This window comes from Bacillus sp. 22475 (genome assembly GCF_052044835.1).
In the GTDB taxonomy this organism is placed as follows: Bacteria; Bacillota; Bacilli; order Bacillales; family Bacillaceae_G; genus Bacillus_A; species Bacillus_A cereus.
The window spans coordinates 276,299-294,463 of sequence record NZ_JBQENW010000007.1; the positions used below are offsets into that span (position 1 = coordinate 276,299).

Sequence of the window (18,165 nt, forward strand, 5' to 3'; positions counted from 1 at the left end):
ATAGATGAAAAAGGTATTATTAAGCATTGTAAGCGGAGCAGTATTATTATTAGGCGCATGTAGCGCGAGTTCAGATAAAGAGGTAAAAGCATTAGACGAGAAAAAGATTACTGTCGGTGTAACAGGTGGACCACATGAACAAATTTTTGAAAAGGTAAAAGAAGTTGCAGCAAAAGATGGTCTGGAAATTGACATAAAAGTATTTAATGATTATGTAGCGCCAAACGTATCTTTAGATGAAAAAAGCCTTGATGTAAATAGCTACCAAACAAAATCGTATTTAGATGTATTTAAAGCTGAACGCAATATGAAATTAGCTGAAGTATTTTCAACAGTAACATTCCCTATGGGCGTATATTCTAAAGATATAAAAGATGTAAAAGACTTAAAAGACGGCGATGCAATTGCTGTACCAAATGACCCAACGAATGAACTTCGAGCTTTAAAATTATTTGAAAAAGCAGGGGTTTTAAAAGTTGATCCAAAGGCTACAGAAAAAGCGACTGCAAAAGATGTAATTGAAAATCCAAAAAAATTAAAGATTGTCGAATTAGAGGCATCTCAATTACCAACGCAACTAAGTGAAGTGAAAGCAGCTGCAATTAACACAAACTTTGCATTAGGTGCAAAATTAAGTCCAGCGAAAGATTCTATTTTCCGCGAAGGAAAAGATTCACCATATGTGAACTGGGTTGTTGTTCGTACTGAAAATAAAGATGATGCCGTTGTAAATAAATTAAAGAAAGCTTATCAATCTAAAGAAGTAAAAGAGTTTATCGAGAAAAAATTTGATGGTTCAGTTTTACCATCTTGGTAGGAGCTGACGATAATGATTGAATTAAAAAACATATCCAAAGTATTTACAACAAAAAAAGGAAATGTTGAGGCTCTTAAGTCTACTTCCCTTAAAGTAGAAAAAGGCGAGGTATTTGGAATCATTGGGTATAGTGGCGCTGGTAAAAGTACATTGATTCGATGTGTAAATTTATTAGAAAAACCAACGACAGGAAATATCATTGTAAACGAACAAGACTTAACAACGTTATCGACAAAAGAACTAGCAAAAGCGAGACAAAAAATCGGAATGATCTTTCAAGGATTCAATTTACTTAAAACTGTTAGCATCTATGAAAACATTGCATTACCTTTACGCCTTGCTGGTATTCCAAAAGTGGAAATTAAAAAAAGGGTAGAAAAATATTTACGCATTGTCGATCTTTTCAATCGAAAAGATGCTTATCCAAGTGAACTTTCTGGCGGTCAAAAACAGCGCGTTGCAATTGCACGTGCACTATCACATGAGCCTGAAGTGTTATTAAGTGACGAAGCAACGAGCGCTTTAGATCCAGAAACAACTGATTCTATTCTTGATTTGTTATTAAAGATTAACAAAGAAATTGGAATTACGATTTTACTCATTACACACGAAATGAACGTTATCCAACGTATATGCGACCGCGTTGCCGTTATGGAACATGGATCTGTAGTCGAAAGCGGGACTGTGAAAGATATTTTCACAAACCCACAACATGTAACAACGAAGAAATTTGTAAATAGCGCCTTTGCAGCTAAAATTCCAGAAGAGGTACAGAAAGAACTACAGAATACTGGAGAAATTGTAACACTTTCATTTATTGGTACTACTTCAGGTGAACCTGCCTTAGCTGTTGCCACAAAACGTTTCCAAGTGTATCCGAATATTTTATCCGGTAATATTACGCAGTTAAAACATGAAGCATATGGGAAACTAGTCGTTCATATGCAAGGAGAACAAAATGAAATCCACCGTGCTTTATCATTTTTACAAGAGCAAGGAATGATTGTAGAAGGAGGTAGAACAGATTATGGGAAACAAGTCCTTTTTGGATGAATGGGGTAAAGTCATATGGGAAGCCACAATTCAAACCTTTCAAATGACATCTATTTCATTACTCATCTCAATCCTTATTGCACTGCCACTTGGCGTCACACTTGTTTTAACGAGACCTGGTGGGCAGCGTGAAAATAAAATCATCTATCCTATTCTTAATACAATTATTAATATCATTCGCTCTCTTCCATTTATCATTCTATTATTCTTCATCTTACCTTTTACAAAGTTTCTAATGGGAACATCCATTGGCGTACAAGGTGTTATCGTACCTCTTGTCGTCTTCACAGCTCCTTATATCGCACGTTTAATGGAGACAGCTTTACTAGAAGTAGATCGCGGTGTCATTGAAGCCTACCAAGCGATGGGCGTTTCTACTATAAAAATCATTTGGCACGTTATGGTGAAAGAAGCTCGTCCCTCCCTTGTACTGGGATTAACAATTGCAACGATTGGCTTAATCGGCGCAACAGCAATGGCTGGTCTTGTAGGTGCTGGCGGGCTAGGGGACTTAGCATATCGCTTCGGACATTTACGCTATGAACCTGAAGTAATGTATGTAACCGTCTTTATTCTAATTATCCTCGTTCAAGGATTACAGTCTTTAGGGAATGGTGTTGCAAGAAGACTGAAGAAAGATTAAAAAAGAAGGTATCTCACTGGAGTGAGATGCCTTCTTTTTATCTTTTAAATCCACCTTCTGAATGAATAACTTGCCCCGTAATCCACTCAGCTTCTTCACTTACTAAAAATTTAATGAGTCTAGCTGCATCCTTTGGCTCACCAATTCTGCCAAAAGGAAACATCAGCTTTAACCCTTGTTTTATCTCTTCATTCATCCATCCTGTATCGGTTGGTCCTGGATTAATTGCATTCACTGTTATTCCTAAATGAGCTACCTCTGCTGACAACGTACTAGTAAGAGCATCAATAGCTCCCTTCGTTGTCGCATAAGCTAGTTCTCCTGCCATAGGACCTTGAAATTGCCCCGAAGTAATATTAACAATTCTACCACCAGATTTCTTATCAAATCCTCGGACAAATTGACTACTGAGCAATGTAGTCGCACGAATATTCACCATATAATGCTTATCTAATTCTTCAGCAGTCAACGTAGAGAAATCATTATTCGTAGAATATGCTGCATTATTAATTAATATATGAGGGTACCCTAATTGTTCAGTAACTTTATTTAAAAGCTCTTTCGGTGCATCATTCCGAGTTAAATCTAACTCCATGCTCAATACTCTAACACCTTTTTGTAATAGCTCTTCTTTTAATTGTATTTGTTCATTTTTATCAACGCCCCAAGGCATCTCTTTATCATAATCCGTCCAATACGTAAAAAATATATCGTATCCTGCCGCAGCTAATTCTTTACAAATCGCTGCTCCTATACCGTCTAGACGACTTACGCCTGTAACAACTGCTACTTTATTTTTTAATTGGTTCATCATATACTCCTCCAAGTTTAAAGGACGCATATTTTATATAAGAGATATAAATTTCCCCACCTAGACCTCTGTCCTTACAAAAGGGATGTACAAGCCAACTATGCAGTCCTTGCATGATTTACAAATAGCTAAATAAACCCTCACTTATGAGAGAAAAATTCATCTATCCAATTTCTAATCATTACAAGTTCATCCACATATCGAGTCCTTGTCTCCTTTCCATATATCTCTGTTTCTATCATACCAATATGATGTACTATTTCAAATGATAAAAAAATAAAAACCAATATTCCATTCCAAACTTCTATCTAATTTATTATATTATAATATAATAAATAATGGAAACAATCAGAAAAATACTGGTAAATATTGACTAACCTTCTTATAATAAAACGTGGGGCTAATGTGAGAATTTAGTTTTAAACAAATAGGGGGAAGAAACATGTCAAAAAAATTACTTTCTTTATTTTCTGCAGTAATCGTAGCAGCTTTTGTAATAACCGGCTGTGGTCAAAGCGATACGACAAATAAAGAACAAAAAGAGAATGCAACAAAAGAAAGCAAAACGGAAAAAACAGATACAACGAAAGAAAGTAAACCTACTGAAAAAAAATCCGAAGATAAAAAAACTGAAGATACAGCTACTGGATCAAGCGACTACTCTAAGCTGATTTCCTATATGGAAAAAGAAACAGGTGGTAAAACAAAAGTTCTTTTTGAAAATAAAGAACCACAAGTCTATAAAGCTGAAGATGTTTCAGTTTCAATGAATAGTTACACATTAGTTGAATTAAATGGATTCCATACAAACTTCGATATTCCGTTTAATCGTCAAACAGAAGGCGGAGTTATTCTTGTGAACTACAGCGTAAAAAATAGTTCAGCTAAAGATATTTATTATATGCCAGCATTGGACATGTCATTTACTGGCGCGCAGAAAGCATATAGTAACTATAAAGATTTAATTCCAAAAGAAGATCAGCTCCCAACTAAACTTGCTCCAACGAATGATTACTTAGTAAAAGCAGGAGAAACTATTTCTGGTTATATCGCTTATCCATTCGGAAAAGATGATCTAGCGAAAATTTCAAGTCTCTCAACAGTCTCAGTCACAGTCCCAACTGCACAAGCTAATAAAGGAAAATTTGATGCTCCAATCGGAAATCCTGGAAGCTTTTCATTAAGTTTAAACAAACAGGGTGCTGAAAAAGTTGCAACAGATAATACTTTCTACCAAGATAAAGCTACAGCTAATAACATGGGCGATAAAAAAATGTTAAAAGAGAAATCAAGTATTAATAACAGCCAAGAATTAGGCGCTGTTAATGTTACATTAGACGGATACCAATTCACTCAATTCACACCAAATTCTGTCGAAGCTCCACGCTTTGCAAATTTTAAAAACGGTCTCGTTCTATTAACAGTAAAATTCAAGCTTGATAACAAAGATGTTCAAGACGTTTCACTATCTCCTATAAGCTCTACATTAAGAGTGAATGATGGTACACAATATACGATTAATGAAGGTATGCTACTAAATTACGACTATAACGCTGCAGTTAAAACTGGAACATCTGGAGAGTTACTACAAGTATATATTTTAGATCAAGAGCAGTATGAAAAGATTTGGAAAGACAAAAGCTTTGAGATTGAGTTAGGACCTATGAGAAATAAAGAAGCTAAAGATATTTCACAAGGTAAAAAAGCTAAATTTACATTACCTAAATAAATTACTAAATATATAATAGAAAAGGCATATAACATATGATTGTTATATGCTTTTTCATTTTATAAAAACACCATTTTTGTTCACACTTTATCCATTGTGAATTTTTTCACAATGGATATATAATAAACTTGTAGATACAATATTGGAGGGATTTCAATGATTATCAATTTTTTAAGAACTGATAAACGTGCTACTTTCATATTATTACTTTTACGGCTTTACATAGGGTATACATGGCTCGCTGCTGGGATAGGCAAAGTCTTCGGACAATCTTTTGACGCAAGTGGTTTTCTAAAGGGCGCTATTGCTCAAGCATCAGGTGACCACCCTGCAGTACAAAGTTGGTGGGCAGATTTTCTTCAACATTTTGTTCTTCCAAACGCAGACCTATTTAGCTTTTTAGTTCAATGGGGAGAAATTTTAGTAGGTCTAGGTTTAATTTTAGGCGGATTAACAAAAACAGCTGCATTTTTCGGAATCATAATGAATCTTTCATTTTTATTAAGCGGAACTGTTAGTGTAAACCCAAACCTACTTATTTTGACTATGTTCATTTTAGTTGCAGGGCAAAACGCCGGACGTATTGGATTAGATGGCTATGTTTTCCCTAAACTTTTCCGTAAAAATAACCACGGAACATATAAATTAAGTAAAACTGCGTAGTAACAGTTTACTTTTAAAATATAAATAAGAAAAAGAGCCTGAGTATAGGCTCTTTTTCTTATTTATCCTAATTTAAACTTTTAACGAGCCACGAAAACCTCTGGCAGCATAGTAAGAGTCTGCTCCATTGTGGTACACGAAAACATGTCCGAAGCGATAATCGCAAAATAGAGCACCACCGAGTTCTCGAATATCTGAAGGTGTTTGTACCCAACTTGATGATTTCATGTCAAAATCCCCAATTTGTTGCAATTCCCGATATTGTTCTTCCGTTAATAGTTCAATGCCCATAGCATTTGCAACATCAATAACGTTATTTTCTGGTTTATGTTTTTTTCTTGATTCTAACGCTTCAAGATCATAACAAAGACTTCTGCGGCCTTTAGGACTCTCCTTTGAACAATCATAGAAAGTATATTCGTCCTTTTCTTCATCATAACCGACAACATCCGGCTCACCGCCAGTTACTTCCATTTCGTTAAGTGACCATAATTTTTCAGCATTAGCTTCTATCTTAGCTTCAACCTTAGCCCATTCAAGACCTTCATGGCGGTTCATATTTTTCTCAAAACGAGCTTGCAATACTTTCAATAACTCTTCACGTTTTTCTACTAGTAAGTCATTTTTATTTCCTGTCATATTAGTCCTCCCTGATGTGTGTACGGATAGTAGTTTAAGTATATATTTTATAATAAATCATCTCAAGATGAAGACCGTTTCAACCTTATGTCTTGTACAAACATCCATTATAAAGTTCTAAAACCCTCCATACTTTCTCCAAGAATATAGTGTGAAAACCACATCAAATTCTGCTTCATAATAGCTACATTCATTCCCGGCTGATTAGGACTATATGCCATTCCTTTAAATATAATTAATTCTGTATCCACTTCCATATCCATTAATCCTTGATATAGATCATATGCATTTGTAATTGGAATTCTTGCATCCTTTTCTCCATGCTGAATTAAGGTAGGCGTACAAGCTGATTTAATATACGTCATAGGTGATGTCTTCATATATATCTCTGGATCATTCCATGGAGTATTTCCTAAATACATTCTAATAAAGTAAGGTATATCTGTATTTACATAATGGTTACTCCAGTTAGTAATTCCACCGCCCACTGAAATCGCCTTAAATCTACTACTAAACGTAGAACAGAAAGCGGATATATATCCTCCGTTACTCCACCCCATAACTCCTACTTTATCTTTATCTACAATCCCTTGATCAACTAGTTTATCCACTCCAGATATAATATCATCGTAGTCAGCAATTCCTTGTTTTCTATAATTTTCTTTTAAAAATTCATTACCATAACCTGAACTTCCTCTATAGTTTGGTTCTAAAACTATAAAGCCTTTTTCGATAAACTGTTCAATAGGATATTTCTCATTAAAACAGTCTGAAAATATCGGGAAGGATGCCCAAGCCGGACCGCCGTGAATTACTACTAATAAAGGATATTTTTTATTTATATCAAACTCTACTGGGGTTGATATAACCCCTTCTATTTCAAGACCATCACTACTTTTCCATGAGATGATTTCCCTGTTACTTTTAAGTTTTCCTTTAAAAAATCTATTTTCATCCGTTATTTTTTTATCGTCTAAATAGATTTCAAAAGTTTCATTTATTCTAGCCTTATTATAGGATATATGTTTTCCATCTTTTGTTATAGAAGCATCCATTATAAAGCCATCTACTTTTTCGCTTAATATTTCCACAGTGCCATCTTCAGCTAGCAACCCAATAAGATAATTCGTTTTATTCTGCCATCTAATTAAAATCCCTTTAGCTGTCCACTGTAATGGCATAACCGTACTATCAAAATCTGTTAAAGGTTGAATTAGCTCTCCATTATGAATATCATATATCTCTAACGTACTATCTTGTATATAGTTTCTATAGTAATCCCTCTCTCTTATGCTTGCTGTGTAACATATTTTACTGCCGTCAGGAGAAAAGCAAACACTCCCTCCCAACAATTTATCCACATTCAGCTTTTGTAGCTCTCCAGCTTTAATATGGAGTATGTATAGATCTCCATTTATATAATCTGCCATATTTGAGCTTGGTGTCGCCATAAATACAACCTTTTTACCATCATTTGAAATATCAAATTCATGGATATGAAAATCCTTACCATCAGTTAATCGATAAACAACTTTGTTCTCGTGTTCATCTGTATCACTTTGTATCACCTTTTCTATTTCAATGTAATATAAACAATTATTCTGGTGTTCCTTACTTACATGATGGAAATCTCCATATAATTCCTTACGTTTCTTTATTTCCTCACATTCTTTTGACTGTGCAACATAATAAAAACCTTTACCAGCAGGATCCCATTTGAATGTACTAATTCCTTCCTTCTCATCAGTAATTTGAACCTCGCTATAACCATCTAGCGACTTAACAAATATCTGATTTTTCCCATCACCAACTGGACTAAGATATGCGATACACTTAGCATCTGGAGACCATAATGGGTGTGTACTATCTATATCCCCATTTGATAATGGGTAACTCTGCTTCTTATCTTTTTCATATATCCATACATGATTCCTATATGTATTGTCTTTCCAATCAGCCGTCTTCTTTACAAATGCTACGTTTTTACCATCATCACTTATGTTTGTACTTGATAAGGTTGGTAATGAAATAATCTCTTCTATACTTAGATATGTTTTTTTAATCGTTTTCATCAATATCCCCCCTGAAATGTCCATAAATCTCTCGTCTCTTTTTGTCGTAATAAAAGAAATTGTTCATGAATACTTAAAATAATAACGGAAAATTCAGATAAATAAAAGTGAATTGGATAAAGTAAAACTTTAATTCTATAGGGTTCTATCCACTTACCAATTCTAGATATTATTTTTCGACACAAAAACACCCCTTTAGATAAAATATCTAAAGGGGTACAAATTTGTAAATTTATTTTAAAGCTACAACTATATTTATTAACCTACCAATCTCCTACTCAACAGTAACAGACTTAGCTAAGTTACGTGGCTTATCAACGTCACACTCGCGGTGAAGTGCTGCGTAGTATGAGATAAGTTGTAATGGAATAACTGCTACTAGCGGTGCTAGTGCTTCGTGTACAGCTGGTAATACGAAGCTGTCTCCTTCCATTTCTAAGCCTTTCATTGAGATGATACATGGATTAGCCCCGCGTGCTACTACCTCTTTCACGTTGCCGCGAATTCCAAGGTTTACGTGCTCTTGTGTAGCAAGTGCGATAACTGGTGTACCGTTTTCGATTAAGGCGATTGTACCGTGTTTTAACTCTCCTCCAGCGAATCCTTCTGCTTGGATGTAAGAGATTTCTTTTAGTTTTAACGCACCTTCTAATCCTACGTAGAAGTCTACGCTACGTCCGATGAAGAAACAGTTACGCGTTGTCGCTAAAAATTGTTTTGCTAATGCGTCCATTTCTTCTTTTTGATCACAAAGTTCTATCATTGCATTTGCTACAAGTCCTAGTTCGTGTGTTAAATCGAAATCAAGAACTTCACCTTTTGCTTTAGCAATGTCAGCTGCTAAAATTGAAAGTACTGCAAGCTGTGCTGTGTAAGCTTTCGTTGATGCAACTGCAATTTCTGGTCCAGCGTATAACGGAAGTGTATAATCAGCTTCACGAGAAAGCGTAGAACCAGGCACGTTTGTAATTGTTAATGCTTTATGCCCCATTTCATTTGTTTGTACAAGTACTGCACGGCTATCAGCTGTTTCACCACTTTGTGAAATGTAAATGAAGAATGGTCTTTCTGTTAATAATGGCATGTTGTAAGAGAATTCACTTGCTACATGCACTTCAACTGGCATTTTTGCAAACTTCTCGATAAATTGTTTTCCAACAAGACCTGCATGATAACTCGTTCCACATGCAATGATGTAAATACGATCGCTATCTAAAATCGCATTGCGGATGTCTTGATTTAATTCAATTTCGCCATTTTCATCTTGATACTTTTGAATTATATTACGGATTACAAGTGGTTGCTCATCGATTTCTTTAAGCATGAAGTGAGGATATGTTCCCTTTTCAATATCACTTGCGTCTAATTCCGCTGTAAACGGTGCACGTTCAATCGTTTCACCTTGTAAGTTTTTAATTGTAATACTTTCTTTCGTTACGATTACGATTTCTTTATCCATTAACTCAATAAATTGATCTGTAACTTGTAACATCGCCATAGCGTCGCTTGCCACAACATTAAAGTTGTCACCAACACCTACTAATAGCGGGCTTTTGTTTTTAGCAACATAAATCATGTTTGGATTTTCAGCATCAAGTAATCCGATTGCATAAGAGCCATGTAAAAGAGATAGCGTATTACGGAACGCTTCTTCTACACTTAATCCTGTGCTCACTTGTTGTTCCATAAGCTGTACAATAATCTCTGTATCTGTTTCACTTACGAACGTTACATCTTGTAAATATTCCTTTTTCACTAATTCATAGTTTTCAATTACACCGTTATGAACTAGTGTAAAGCGTTTTGATGTACTTTGATGCGGATGCGCGTTTACTTTACTTGGAACACCGTGTGTAGCCCAGCGTGTGTGTCCGATACCTACGCTTGCTGCTACGTTCTCATCTACGATTTCACGAAGTTTTGCGATACGGCCTTTTTCTTTGTATACAACAACACCGTTATCTGCTTGTACTGCAATACCTGCTGAATCATATCCACGATATTCTAGCTTTTCTAAACCTTTTAATAAAATTTCCTTTGCATCTTGCTCTCCAATAAATCCTACGATTCCACACATGTTTAGTCGCCGTTACAAATGCTTACACTGCTCTGCGAACATGTAACGACATAGTCCGATACCATTTTTATTTATACTAAAAAACGGATTACATATTGCTAGCCCTGTAAGCTTGTAACGGCTTTCACCTTCCTCTCGATTGGGTTTAAGTCCGTATATACTTATACAGCTAGTTTTCATCCGTTCCTCTTCTCTCATCACACTTTCACCTTTGTCCACTAAGTCACCTTAATGATTTAAGTAAAAGTTTGCGGTTGTGATGAACAACCGGGAGTCATCCGCCGAAATCTCGATAAACCCCACCTCGTCAACTACACTATTTGTAGTTCTGGCGCTTTTATAATTTACAATATTTCCTTTGAGAAAAAGAACAAGACCATCTTATAACAAACATGGATAAACCGTCAATGAAATTTTTTTCATCGTCTATAAAACATATGAAAAAGGAGCACTTTTTGTGCTCCTTTTTCATATAAATTCAGCTAATTACTCAGCGCCAACTTCGGCTTTCACAACTTCTACAATGCGATGTACATATGCATCACAAACTTCTTGTGTTGGTGCTTCTGCCATTACACGAATAAGTGGCTCTGTTCCAGATGGACGAACAAGAATACGGCCATCACCGTTCATTTCTTCCTCTACAACACGAATAATTTCTTTAATTTTTTCATTTTCTAATGCTAATTTTTTATCTGTTACACGAACGTTTACTAGCAATTGTGGGAATTTCGTCATTTCTCCTGCAAGCTCAGATAATGGTTTTTTCGTCATTTTCATGATGTTTACAAGTTGAAGTGCACTTAACATTCCGTCACCAGTTGTAATGTAATCAAGTAAGATAATATGGCCTGATTGTTCTCCACCTAAGTTGTAACCACCGCGTTTCATCTCTTCCATTACATAGCGGTCACCAACTGCTGTTTTATCACTTGTAATATTGTTTGCTTCAAGTGCTTTGTAGAAACCTAAGTTACTCATAACAGTTGAAACAACTGTATTATGTTTTAATTGACCAGTTTCTTTCATGTACTTCGCACAAATAAACATAATTTGATCACCGTCAACGATGTTTCCTTTTTCGTCTACAGCAATTAAACGGTCGCCATCGCCATCAAAAGCAAGTCCGATATCCGCACCTTTTTCTTTTACCAATTCAGCTAAGCCTTCTGGATGTGTCGATCCTACACCCTCGTTAATATTCATACCGTTTGGAGAAGTTCCCATTGTTGAAATATCAGCTTCTAGGTCTGCGAATAAGTATGGAGCTAGAGAAGAAGTTGCACCATGTGCACAATCTAAAGCGATATGTAGGCCAGAGAAATCTTCTTCAACAGTTTGTTTAATGTACTGTAAATATTTTTGTCCACCTTCAAAGTAATCGCTCACTTGTCCAAGATTAGTACCTGTCGGACGTGGTAGTTCATCAACTTCTTTGTCTAATAAAGCTTCAATCTCAGCTTCTTGCTCATCTGTTAATTTAAAGCCGTCTGAACCAAAGAATTTAATACCGTTATCTTGTACTGGATTATGAGATGCAGAAATCATAACACCTGCTTGTGCATCTAGTGCTTTTGTTAAATAAGCAACGCCCGGTGTAGAAATAACGCCAAGGCGCATTACTTCTGCTCCAGTTGATAATAAACCTGCTACTAAAGCTCCTTCTAACATATGGCCAGATACACGTGTATCACGACCGATAATTACTTTTGGACGATCTGTATCTTTTGTTAATACATAACCACCAAAACGCCCAATTTTGAAAGCTAATTCAGGTGTTAACTCCTTATTTGCAACTCCACGTACTCCATCTGTACCAAAATATTTACCCATTATGATTCGCTCCTTTTTCTTGCTCTTTTTGATTATGGTTATCTACCGTTGGTTCTTGACTAGTTTCTTTATCTTTATCTTGATTTTGGTTTTGATTATTTTCCTGTTCCGTTTCTTTTTCTTGATTGGATTCAGGATTTTTTGGCTTCTCATTTTGATTTTCTTGATTGGTGTTTGAATCCGGTTGTTGACCGTTACCCTGTACTTCCTTATCTGGTTTTTCTTTCTTTACAATAGTAACTTTAGCACTTTTTTGTTTTGGCTCTATTGAAATATTACCAGGACCACTCACTTGAATAGAAATATCTTTCGTCCCTGAAGATACATTTTGCAAATTAATTACCGCTGTTATTTGGGCAGCTGTTATTTTATCTACTATACTTGCTTCTCCTGAAATATCAACACTTATCTTTCCATCTTGCGGCGAAATTAGCTGAGCCGTAACATCTTTAGAAAGTCCATTTTTTTGGATTGGGATGCCATCAATCGTTTTTGTTTTCGTTTGTTTTGTTTTTTGCACTCCCACCGAAACCTTCACTTGATTCGGTTTTGCACTGGTTACACCCTTGGGTAATAAAACAGAGGCATCGAATGTTGTAGACTCTGTCAATTGACTAAGATCTACTTCGACCCCCTCTAGCGATTGTATATTATCCAAAATATCTTTTGGACCAGCTATCGTTACTTCTCTCGGCTCGACACTGATATTTGTAACTGCCAATCCTTCTGCTAAACTCCCCTTCTTCGTATACGTTACAGGAACAGTTTTTTCAGTATTATTGGCTGTAGTTTGCGTTGCCACATTCAACGTTACACTAATTTTAGATGGACTTGTTCTTACATTTAAACGTTTTCCTTCTTTATTGTATAATGTAACTTCGGGCGTTTTTGTAACAGTTTTATTAACACCTTTTAAATCAACATACGCTTTGGCAGATGAAATGCTTTCAATTTCTTCTTTCGTCCCAACTACCTCAACAGTATCCGGTTTAATGCTTGATTTTTCGAGAGTAGCCCCCGCTGGCATTTGATCCTCATTTGATAATTTCAAATCTACATGAACATATTTTCTCGCCTTTTCATGAAGAGTAACTTTAATTGTTGATGGCTGAACTGTTCCTTTCACATCATCTGGAAGCCCGTTCGTTTTTAAAGAAATCTCATAAGTTCCTTTTGGACTATCTCGCAAATCAATTGGTATGTCAAATTGTTTTTTTGCTTTTGCTGTAGCAACTGATGCTTTTGGGCCTTCTAACTTCACCTTAACGCCCTCTGCTGGAATACCACTTACAATATATTTCTCCTCATCATACTTAAGATTAATCTCATAATTAGTTAATGTTTCTTTCGTATCATTTGCAAAAGGTAATATACCTGATGTCGTATTTTTCTCAGTTAACGTCGCTGACATAAAAAGCATACACGCCAATAGTAATGAGATCCCTTTTAAAAACCAATGATTCTCCATTAACTTATCCATGACGCTTTCTCCTCCAATTCCATAAAGACGAAGAAGTCGTTTTTTCGTTCCCACTAAATTCAGCTAATAACATATCCTTCAGCTGTTCTGTCTTCAAATCACGATGCAACTTGCCATTTTTCGTTAAAGAAATTTGACCAGTTTCTTCAGACACAACTACTGTAATACTATCAGTAACTTCACTAACTCCCATTGCAGCACGATGTCTAGTTCCTAATTCTTTAGAAATAAACGGACTTTCTGATAATGGAAGATAGCATGCTGCTGCTTTAATTGTACTTCCTTGCATAATTACCGCTCCGTCATGAAGAGGTGTATTTGGAATAAAAATATTAATAAGTAATTCCGATGATACGTTTGCATTCAGCGGAATACCCGTTTCCACATAATCACCCATACCGGTCTCTTTTGACAAAGTAATTAATGCACCTATTCTACGTTTCCCCATATATTCGGTTGCTTTTGCTATCGCTGTTGCAACCATTTCAGGTTCATCATCCTCATGCGGTCCAACACGCGAAAATAAACTCCCGCGCCCTAGCTGCTCAAGTGCTCTTCGCAATTCTGGCTGAAAGATAATAATAACGGCTAAAAATCCCCATGTTAATACTTGTTCAGTTAGCCAAGATAACGTATGCAATTCAAGGAAAATACTAATCATCTTAACGACAATGATAACTGTAATCCCTTTTAAAAGTTGAACAGCTTTCGTCCCTCGGATTATGAGAATCAGCTTATATATAATAAACCATACAATGGCAATATCTAATGCCGTACTAAGATATTTCAAAATGGTCGTATCTTCAAAAGGCATGCTATCCCTTCCTCCTACTTACGAGCAATTCTATCCATATATTGAAATATTGTTTTATGCTCTATCTGTATGTATTTCCAACAACTAGTTAATTATACCATACATGAAACAAACGACAATTACAAACAACCCCCTTTAGCTCAAATTGATAAGATGTCAAACATTTTTATCTTACAGTATAATATAAATCATTATTATACGCCTATTTTCAAATAAAAAAAGCAACTTCTCAGTTGCTTTTCTTACATTTATTTTAGTTTTTCACCGAATAAAGAACCCATTAAAGCAACTGCTGTTGTTGCCGTTCTATTTCTCTCATCTAAAATCGTATTTACCTCAACAAATTCAGCAGATGTGATAATATCCGCTTCTGCTAACATTTCCATCGCCAAGTGGCTTTCACGATAAGATAGACCACCAATTACAGGCGTCCCAACACCTGGTGCATCATGAGGATCAAGACCATCTAAATCTAATGATAAGTGTACACCATCAGTATGAGATAAATATGCGATTGTTTCTTCCATAACAGCCGTCATCCCCATACGATCAATTTCATGCATTGAGAACACTTTAATACCTTCATTGCGAATGAAATCTTTTTCTCCTTCATCCAATGCACGCGCACCGATAATTACGACATTCTCTTTTTTCACCTTTGGATATGCTCCATATAAATCTACAAGTGAAGAATGTCCATAACCTAAACTTGCTGCAAGTGACATACCGTGAATATTTCCAGATGGTGAAGTTTCCTCTGTATTTAAATCACCGTGTGCATCATACCAAATAACACCTAAGTTTTTATAATGTTTTGCTACACCAGCTAATGTACCAATAGCAATACTATGGTCACCACCTAATACAAGTGGAAAACGACCTTCTTCTATAATATGATCCACCTTACTTGCTAATTCATTACATACAGTTGCAACTTGTGTAAGGTTTCTTAATTTTGTATTTTCATCTATCTCTTTTTCTCTCTCTATACATATATCTCCCATATCTTTAACGTCATATCCAATTTCTTCAATTCTTTCAATTACCCCTGCATAACGGATTGCGCTCGGTCCCATATCAACGCCACGACGCATCTGCCCTAAATCCATTGGAACTCCAATAACTGAGATTTCTTTTTTCATAGATAGTATCCCCCTTCTGTGCCTTCACTAAATATTTTAAATCTTTTATATAGTCTGACTCAACTCAACATTTTTCTGTATGGATATACAAATTATTCACTTATATTCACGTTGAAAATCAAATTTCAAGACTATTCTATGTATAAAGTTAACTTAATGAAACAATTACAATCACTATTATTAAATAATAATAAAAAAACACCCCTACATTTAGAAGTGTTTTTCTGACGCTATTTTCCATACTGTTGCAATATTCTTCGTTGTCATTTCAATATTTTCTTCTGCTACTCTATACGCTTCTTCTAGTGTCATCGGTCTCGTTGTAATACTAAATACCGCATCTATTCCTTTCTCGTACACGGCTGAATAATCAGATGATACAGACCCTCCAATAGCAATTACAGGCACAGAAAAACGTTTCGCACGCCCCGCAACACCAACAGGAGCCTTCCCATATGCAGTTTGTTCATCTATTCTACCTTCACCAGTTATAATGAGATCTGCATCTTCTATATGTTTATCGAAATTTGTATAATCCAATACAATTTCAATGCCCCTTCGCAAGTCTCCCTTTAGCACCGAAATAACAGCCACTCCCATTCCTCCTGCTGCCCCTGCACCAGGTATTTCAGATACATCAGAAGATACATATCTTTTAAGGATATTCGCATAATGTTTTAAATTCTCATCTAGCTCTTTCATCATCTCTATATTCGCACCCTTTTGTCTCCCAAATACGAAAGATGCTCCCTGCATTCCGAATAATGGATTATCCACATCACATGCCGCTTCTATCTTTATCCCCTTTAAGCGTGGATCCATTTGTGAAAAATCAATAACAACAATTGAATGTAACGTACCTCCAGATGGATCTATTACTTCACCCTTGTCATTTATAAATCTTACTCCTAAAGCTGCTAACATGCCTGCCCCACCATCATTTGTAGCACTTCCTCCAAGTCCTAAAATTATGTACTCCGCCCCTTGATTTAACGCATGTAATATAAGTTCTCCTGTTCCTTTTGTCGTTGTAATAAGTGGGTTTCGCTTTTCAACTGGAACGTGCTGTAATCCTGATGCTGCTGCCATTTCAATAAACGCTGTCTTTTTATCTTTAGACATGCCATAAAAAGCTTGTACACTTTCTCTAAGCGGTCCTGTCACACTAATTGATATAATTCTCCCCCCTGTAGCATCAACAAGCGATTCAACCGTCCCTTCTCCTCCATCTCCAATTGGTATTTTCACATACTTTGCATTAGGAAAAATTGCTCTAAAACCTCTTTCAATAGCTTCACATACTTCTATAGCTTTTAGGCTTTCTTTATATGAATCAGATGCAATAACAACTTTCACAATTATCCCCCATCCCTTATTTTTACGTTTTCTTCATTTTAAACGATAAATATAAAAGTTGTCTTTTTAAACACAAAAAAGCTTACATCATATGATGTAAGCTTTTTCTATTTAGATGGAGCCTAGCGGGATCGAACCGCTGACCTCCTGCGTGCAAGGCAGGCGCTCTCCCAGCTGAGCTAAGGCCCCTTAGTAATAAAGCGGAAGACGGGATTCGAACCCGCGACCCCAACCTTGGCAAGGTTGTATTCTACCACTGAACTACTTCCGCGAAAATGGTGAGCCATGAAGGATTCGAACCTTCGACCCTCTGATTAAAAGTCAGATGCTCTACCAACTGAGCTAATGGCTCGTAAATGGCTGGGCTAGCTGGATTCGAACCAGCGCATGACGGAGTCAAAGTCCGTTGCCTTACCGCTTGGCTATAGCCCATTAATATTTACTAGTATGGTTATCTTCTCAAAAAAATAAACCCTTTCAGGTTATTTTAAAGAAAATGGTGGAGGGGGGCAGATTCGAACTGCCGAACCCGAAGGAGCGGATTTACAGTCCGCCGCGTTTAGCCACTTCGCTACCCCTCCGACATTTAAACATATATGGTGGAGGATGACGGGATCGAACCGCCGACCCCCTGCTTGTAAGGCAGGTGCTCTCCCAGCTGAGCTAATCCTCCAAAAGTGGTGACCCGTACGGGATTCGAACCCGTGTTACCGCCGTGAAAGGGCGGTGTCTTAACCACTTGACCAACGGGCCAAAAATTTAAAAACTTTTTCCAAGCTTCCAACCGGGCTTGAACCGGTGACCTCTTCCTTACCATGGAAGTACTCTACCAGCTGAGCTATGGAAGCATAATGGCTCCGCAGGTAGGAATCGAACCTACGACCGATCGGTTAACAGCCGATAGCTCTACCGCTGAGCTACTGCGGAATAATACAAGCCTGGCAACGTCCTACTCTCACAGGGACAAGGTCCCAACTACCATCGGCGCTAGAGAGCTTAACTTCCGTGTTCGGTATGGGAACGGGTGTGACCTCTC

General features: G+C 36.5%; 15 protein-coding genes, 9 tRNA genes and 1 rRNA gene. 5 read left to right on the forward strand and 20 right to left on the reverse strand.

Features of this window, described 5'->3' with window-relative positions; translation table 11 throughout:
• Window positions 1-4: 4 nt before the first annotated feature.
• Genes ACTJJY_RS14550 through ACTJJY_RS14560 form a run of 3 tightly spaced genes read left to right on the forward strand, consistent with a single transcriptional unit; the run spans window position 5 to window position 2,513 of the window.
• Window positions 5-817, forward strand: coding sequence for a MetQ/NlpA family ABC transporter substrate-binding protein (locus ACTJJY_RS14550; protein WP_000756981.1), 813 nt, complete (start codon window positions 5-7; stop codon window positions 815-817).
• 12 nt (window positions 818-829) lie between these two features.
• Complete coding sequence (locus ACTJJY_RS14555) at window positions 830-1,870, forward strand: methionine ABC transporter ATP-binding protein (RefSeq protein ID WP_440605800.1); 1,041 nt, start codon at window positions 830-832, stop codon at window positions 1,868-1,870.
• The gene (locus tag ACTJJY_RS14560; RefSeq protein ID WP_098288496.1) at window positions 1,845-2,513 is read left to right on the forward strand and encodes a methionine ABC transporter permease; all 669 of its coding nucleotides are present in this window, start codon (window positions 1,845-1,847) and stop codon (window positions 2,511-2,513) included. Before ACTJJY_RS14555 ends, ACTJJY_RS14560 begins: the two co-directional genes overlap by 26 nt.
• A gap of 37 nt (window positions 2,514-2,550) precedes the next feature.
• Here ACTJJY_RS14560 and ACTJJY_RS14565 read toward each other — a convergent pair whose 3' ends face one another.
• On the reverse strand, window positions 2,551-3,327 hold the full coding sequence (locus ACTJJY_RS14565; protein ID WP_440605801.1) for an SDR family oxidoreductase: 777 nt from the start codon (window positions 3,325-3,327) through the stop codon (window positions 2,551-2,553).
• 439 nt (window positions 3,328-3,766) lie between these two features.
• On the opposite strand from ACTJJY_RS14565, the gene ACTJJY_RS14570 reads away from it, so the two are divergent.
• Both ACTJJY_RS14570 and ACTJJY_RS14575 read left to right on the forward strand, forming a co-directional pair.
• Entirely contained in the window at window positions 3,767-5,053 is a 1,287-nt protein-coding gene (locus ACTJJY_RS14570; protein WP_440605802.1) for a DUF5068 domain-containing protein, read from the forward strand.
• Between the two features lie 156 nt (window positions 5,054-5,209).
• On the forward strand, window positions 5,210-5,716 hold the full coding sequence (locus tag ACTJJY_RS14575) for a DoxX family membrane protein (RefSeq protein WP_440605803.1): 507 nt from the start codon (window positions 5,210-5,212) through the stop codon (window positions 5,714-5,716).
• Between the two features lie 72 nt (window positions 5,717-5,788).
• Here the strand turns inward: ACTJJY_RS14575 and ACTJJY_RS14580 are convergent, their stop codons facing one another.
• The 19 genes from ACTJJY_RS14580 to rrf all read right to left on the reverse strand — a co-directional run.
• A complete protein-coding gene (locus ACTJJY_RS14580) occupies window positions 5,789-6,355 on the reverse strand; it encodes a DUF4256 domain-containing protein (protein ID WP_440605804.1) in 567 nt (188 codons plus the stop codon).
• 107 nt (window positions 6,356-6,462) lie between these two features.
• Window positions 6,463-8,427: a S9 family peptidase gene (locus tag ACTJJY_RS14585; RefSeq protein WP_440605805.1), complete on the reverse strand. Its 1,965-nt coding sequence runs from the start codon at window positions 8,425-8,427 to the stop codon at window positions 6,463-6,465.
• Between the two features lie 274 nt (window positions 8,428-8,701).
• Window positions 8,702-10,504 carry a glutamine--fructose-6-phosphate transaminase (isomerizing) gene (glmS, locus tag ACTJJY_RS14590; protein WP_440605806.1) on the reverse strand — a complete coding sequence of 601 codons (1,803 nt, stop codon included), beginning with the start codon at window positions 10,502-10,504 and terminating at the stop codon, window positions 8,702-8,704.
• Between the two features lie 12 nt (window positions 10,505-10,516).
• Complete coding sequence (locus tag ACTJJY_RS14595) at window positions 10,517-10,702, reverse strand: hypothetical protein (protein WP_001206405.1); 186 nt, start codon at window positions 10,700-10,702, stop codon at window positions 10,517-10,519.
• A gap of 288 nt (window positions 10,703-10,990) precedes the next feature.
• The gene (gene glmM, locus ACTJJY_RS14600; protein ID WP_000521476.1) at window positions 10,991-12,337 is read right to left on the reverse strand and encodes a phosphoglucosamine mutase; all 1,347 of its coding nucleotides are present in this window, start codon (window positions 12,335-12,337) and stop codon (window positions 10,991-10,993) included.
• Window positions 12,330-13,817 carry a CdaR family protein gene (locus ACTJJY_RS14605; RefSeq protein ID WP_000359607.1) on the reverse strand — a complete coding sequence of 496 codons (1,488 nt, stop codon included), beginning with the start codon at window positions 13,815-13,817 and terminating at the stop codon, window positions 12,330-12,332. The genes glmM and ACTJJY_RS14605 overlap by 8 nt, the downstream gene beginning before the upstream one ends.
• Window positions 13,810-14,631 carry a diadenylate cyclase CdaA gene (gene cdaA, locus ACTJJY_RS14610; RefSeq protein WP_001115694.1) on the reverse strand — a complete coding sequence of 274 codons (822 nt, stop codon included), beginning with the start codon at window positions 14,629-14,631 and terminating at the stop codon, window positions 13,810-13,812. The genes ACTJJY_RS14605 and cdaA overlap by 8 nt, the downstream gene beginning before the upstream one ends.
• 248 nt (window positions 14,632-14,879) lie before the next feature.
• A complete protein-coding gene (gene rocF, locus ACTJJY_RS14615; protein ID WP_000711563.1) occupies window positions 14,880-15,773 on the reverse strand; it encodes an arginase in 894 nt (297 codons plus the stop codon).
• Between the two features lie 210 nt (window positions 15,774-15,983).
• Window positions 15,984-17,129 carry a glycerate kinase gene (locus ACTJJY_RS14620; RefSeq protein WP_440605807.1) on the reverse strand — a complete coding sequence of 382 codons (1,146 nt, stop codon included), beginning with the start codon at window positions 17,127-17,129 and terminating at the stop codon, window positions 15,984-15,986.
• A 116-nt stretch (window positions 17,130-17,245) separates the two neighbouring features.
• Window positions 17,246-17,318, reverse strand: a tRNA-Ala gene (locus ACTJJY_RS14625).
• A gap of 10 nt (window positions 17,319-17,328) precedes the next feature.
• Window positions 17,329-17,400, reverse strand: a tRNA-Gly gene (locus ACTJJY_RS14630).
• A 5-nt stretch (window positions 17,401-17,405) separates the two neighbouring features.
• Window positions 17,406-17,481: transfer RNA gene (locus ACTJJY_RS14635), tRNA-Lys, on the reverse strand.
• Window positions 17,482-17,486: 5 nt separating this feature from the next.
• Window positions 17,487-17,561 (reverse strand) — tRNA-Gln (locus tag ACTJJY_RS14640).
• 65 nt (window positions 17,562-17,626) lie between these two features.
• Window positions 17,627-17,710, reverse strand: a tRNA-Tyr gene (locus ACTJJY_RS14645).
• Window positions 17,711-17,726: 16 nt separating this feature from the next.
• Window positions 17,727-17,802: transfer RNA gene (locus ACTJJY_RS14650), tRNA-Val, on the reverse strand.
• Between the two features lie 5 nt (window positions 17,803-17,807).
• Window positions 17,808-17,882 (reverse strand) — tRNA-Glu (locus ACTJJY_RS14655).
• A gap of 22 nt (window positions 17,883-17,904) precedes the next feature.
• Window positions 17,905-17,977: transfer RNA gene (locus ACTJJY_RS14660), tRNA-Thr, on the reverse strand.
• 4 nt (window positions 17,978-17,981) lie between these two features.
• Window positions 17,982-18,056: transfer RNA gene (locus ACTJJY_RS14665), tRNA-Asn, on the reverse strand.
• 9 nt (window positions 18,057-18,065) lie between these two features.
• Window positions 18,066-18,165 (reverse strand): 5S ribosomal RNA (gene rrf, locus ACTJJY_RS14670); the annotation flags it as partial.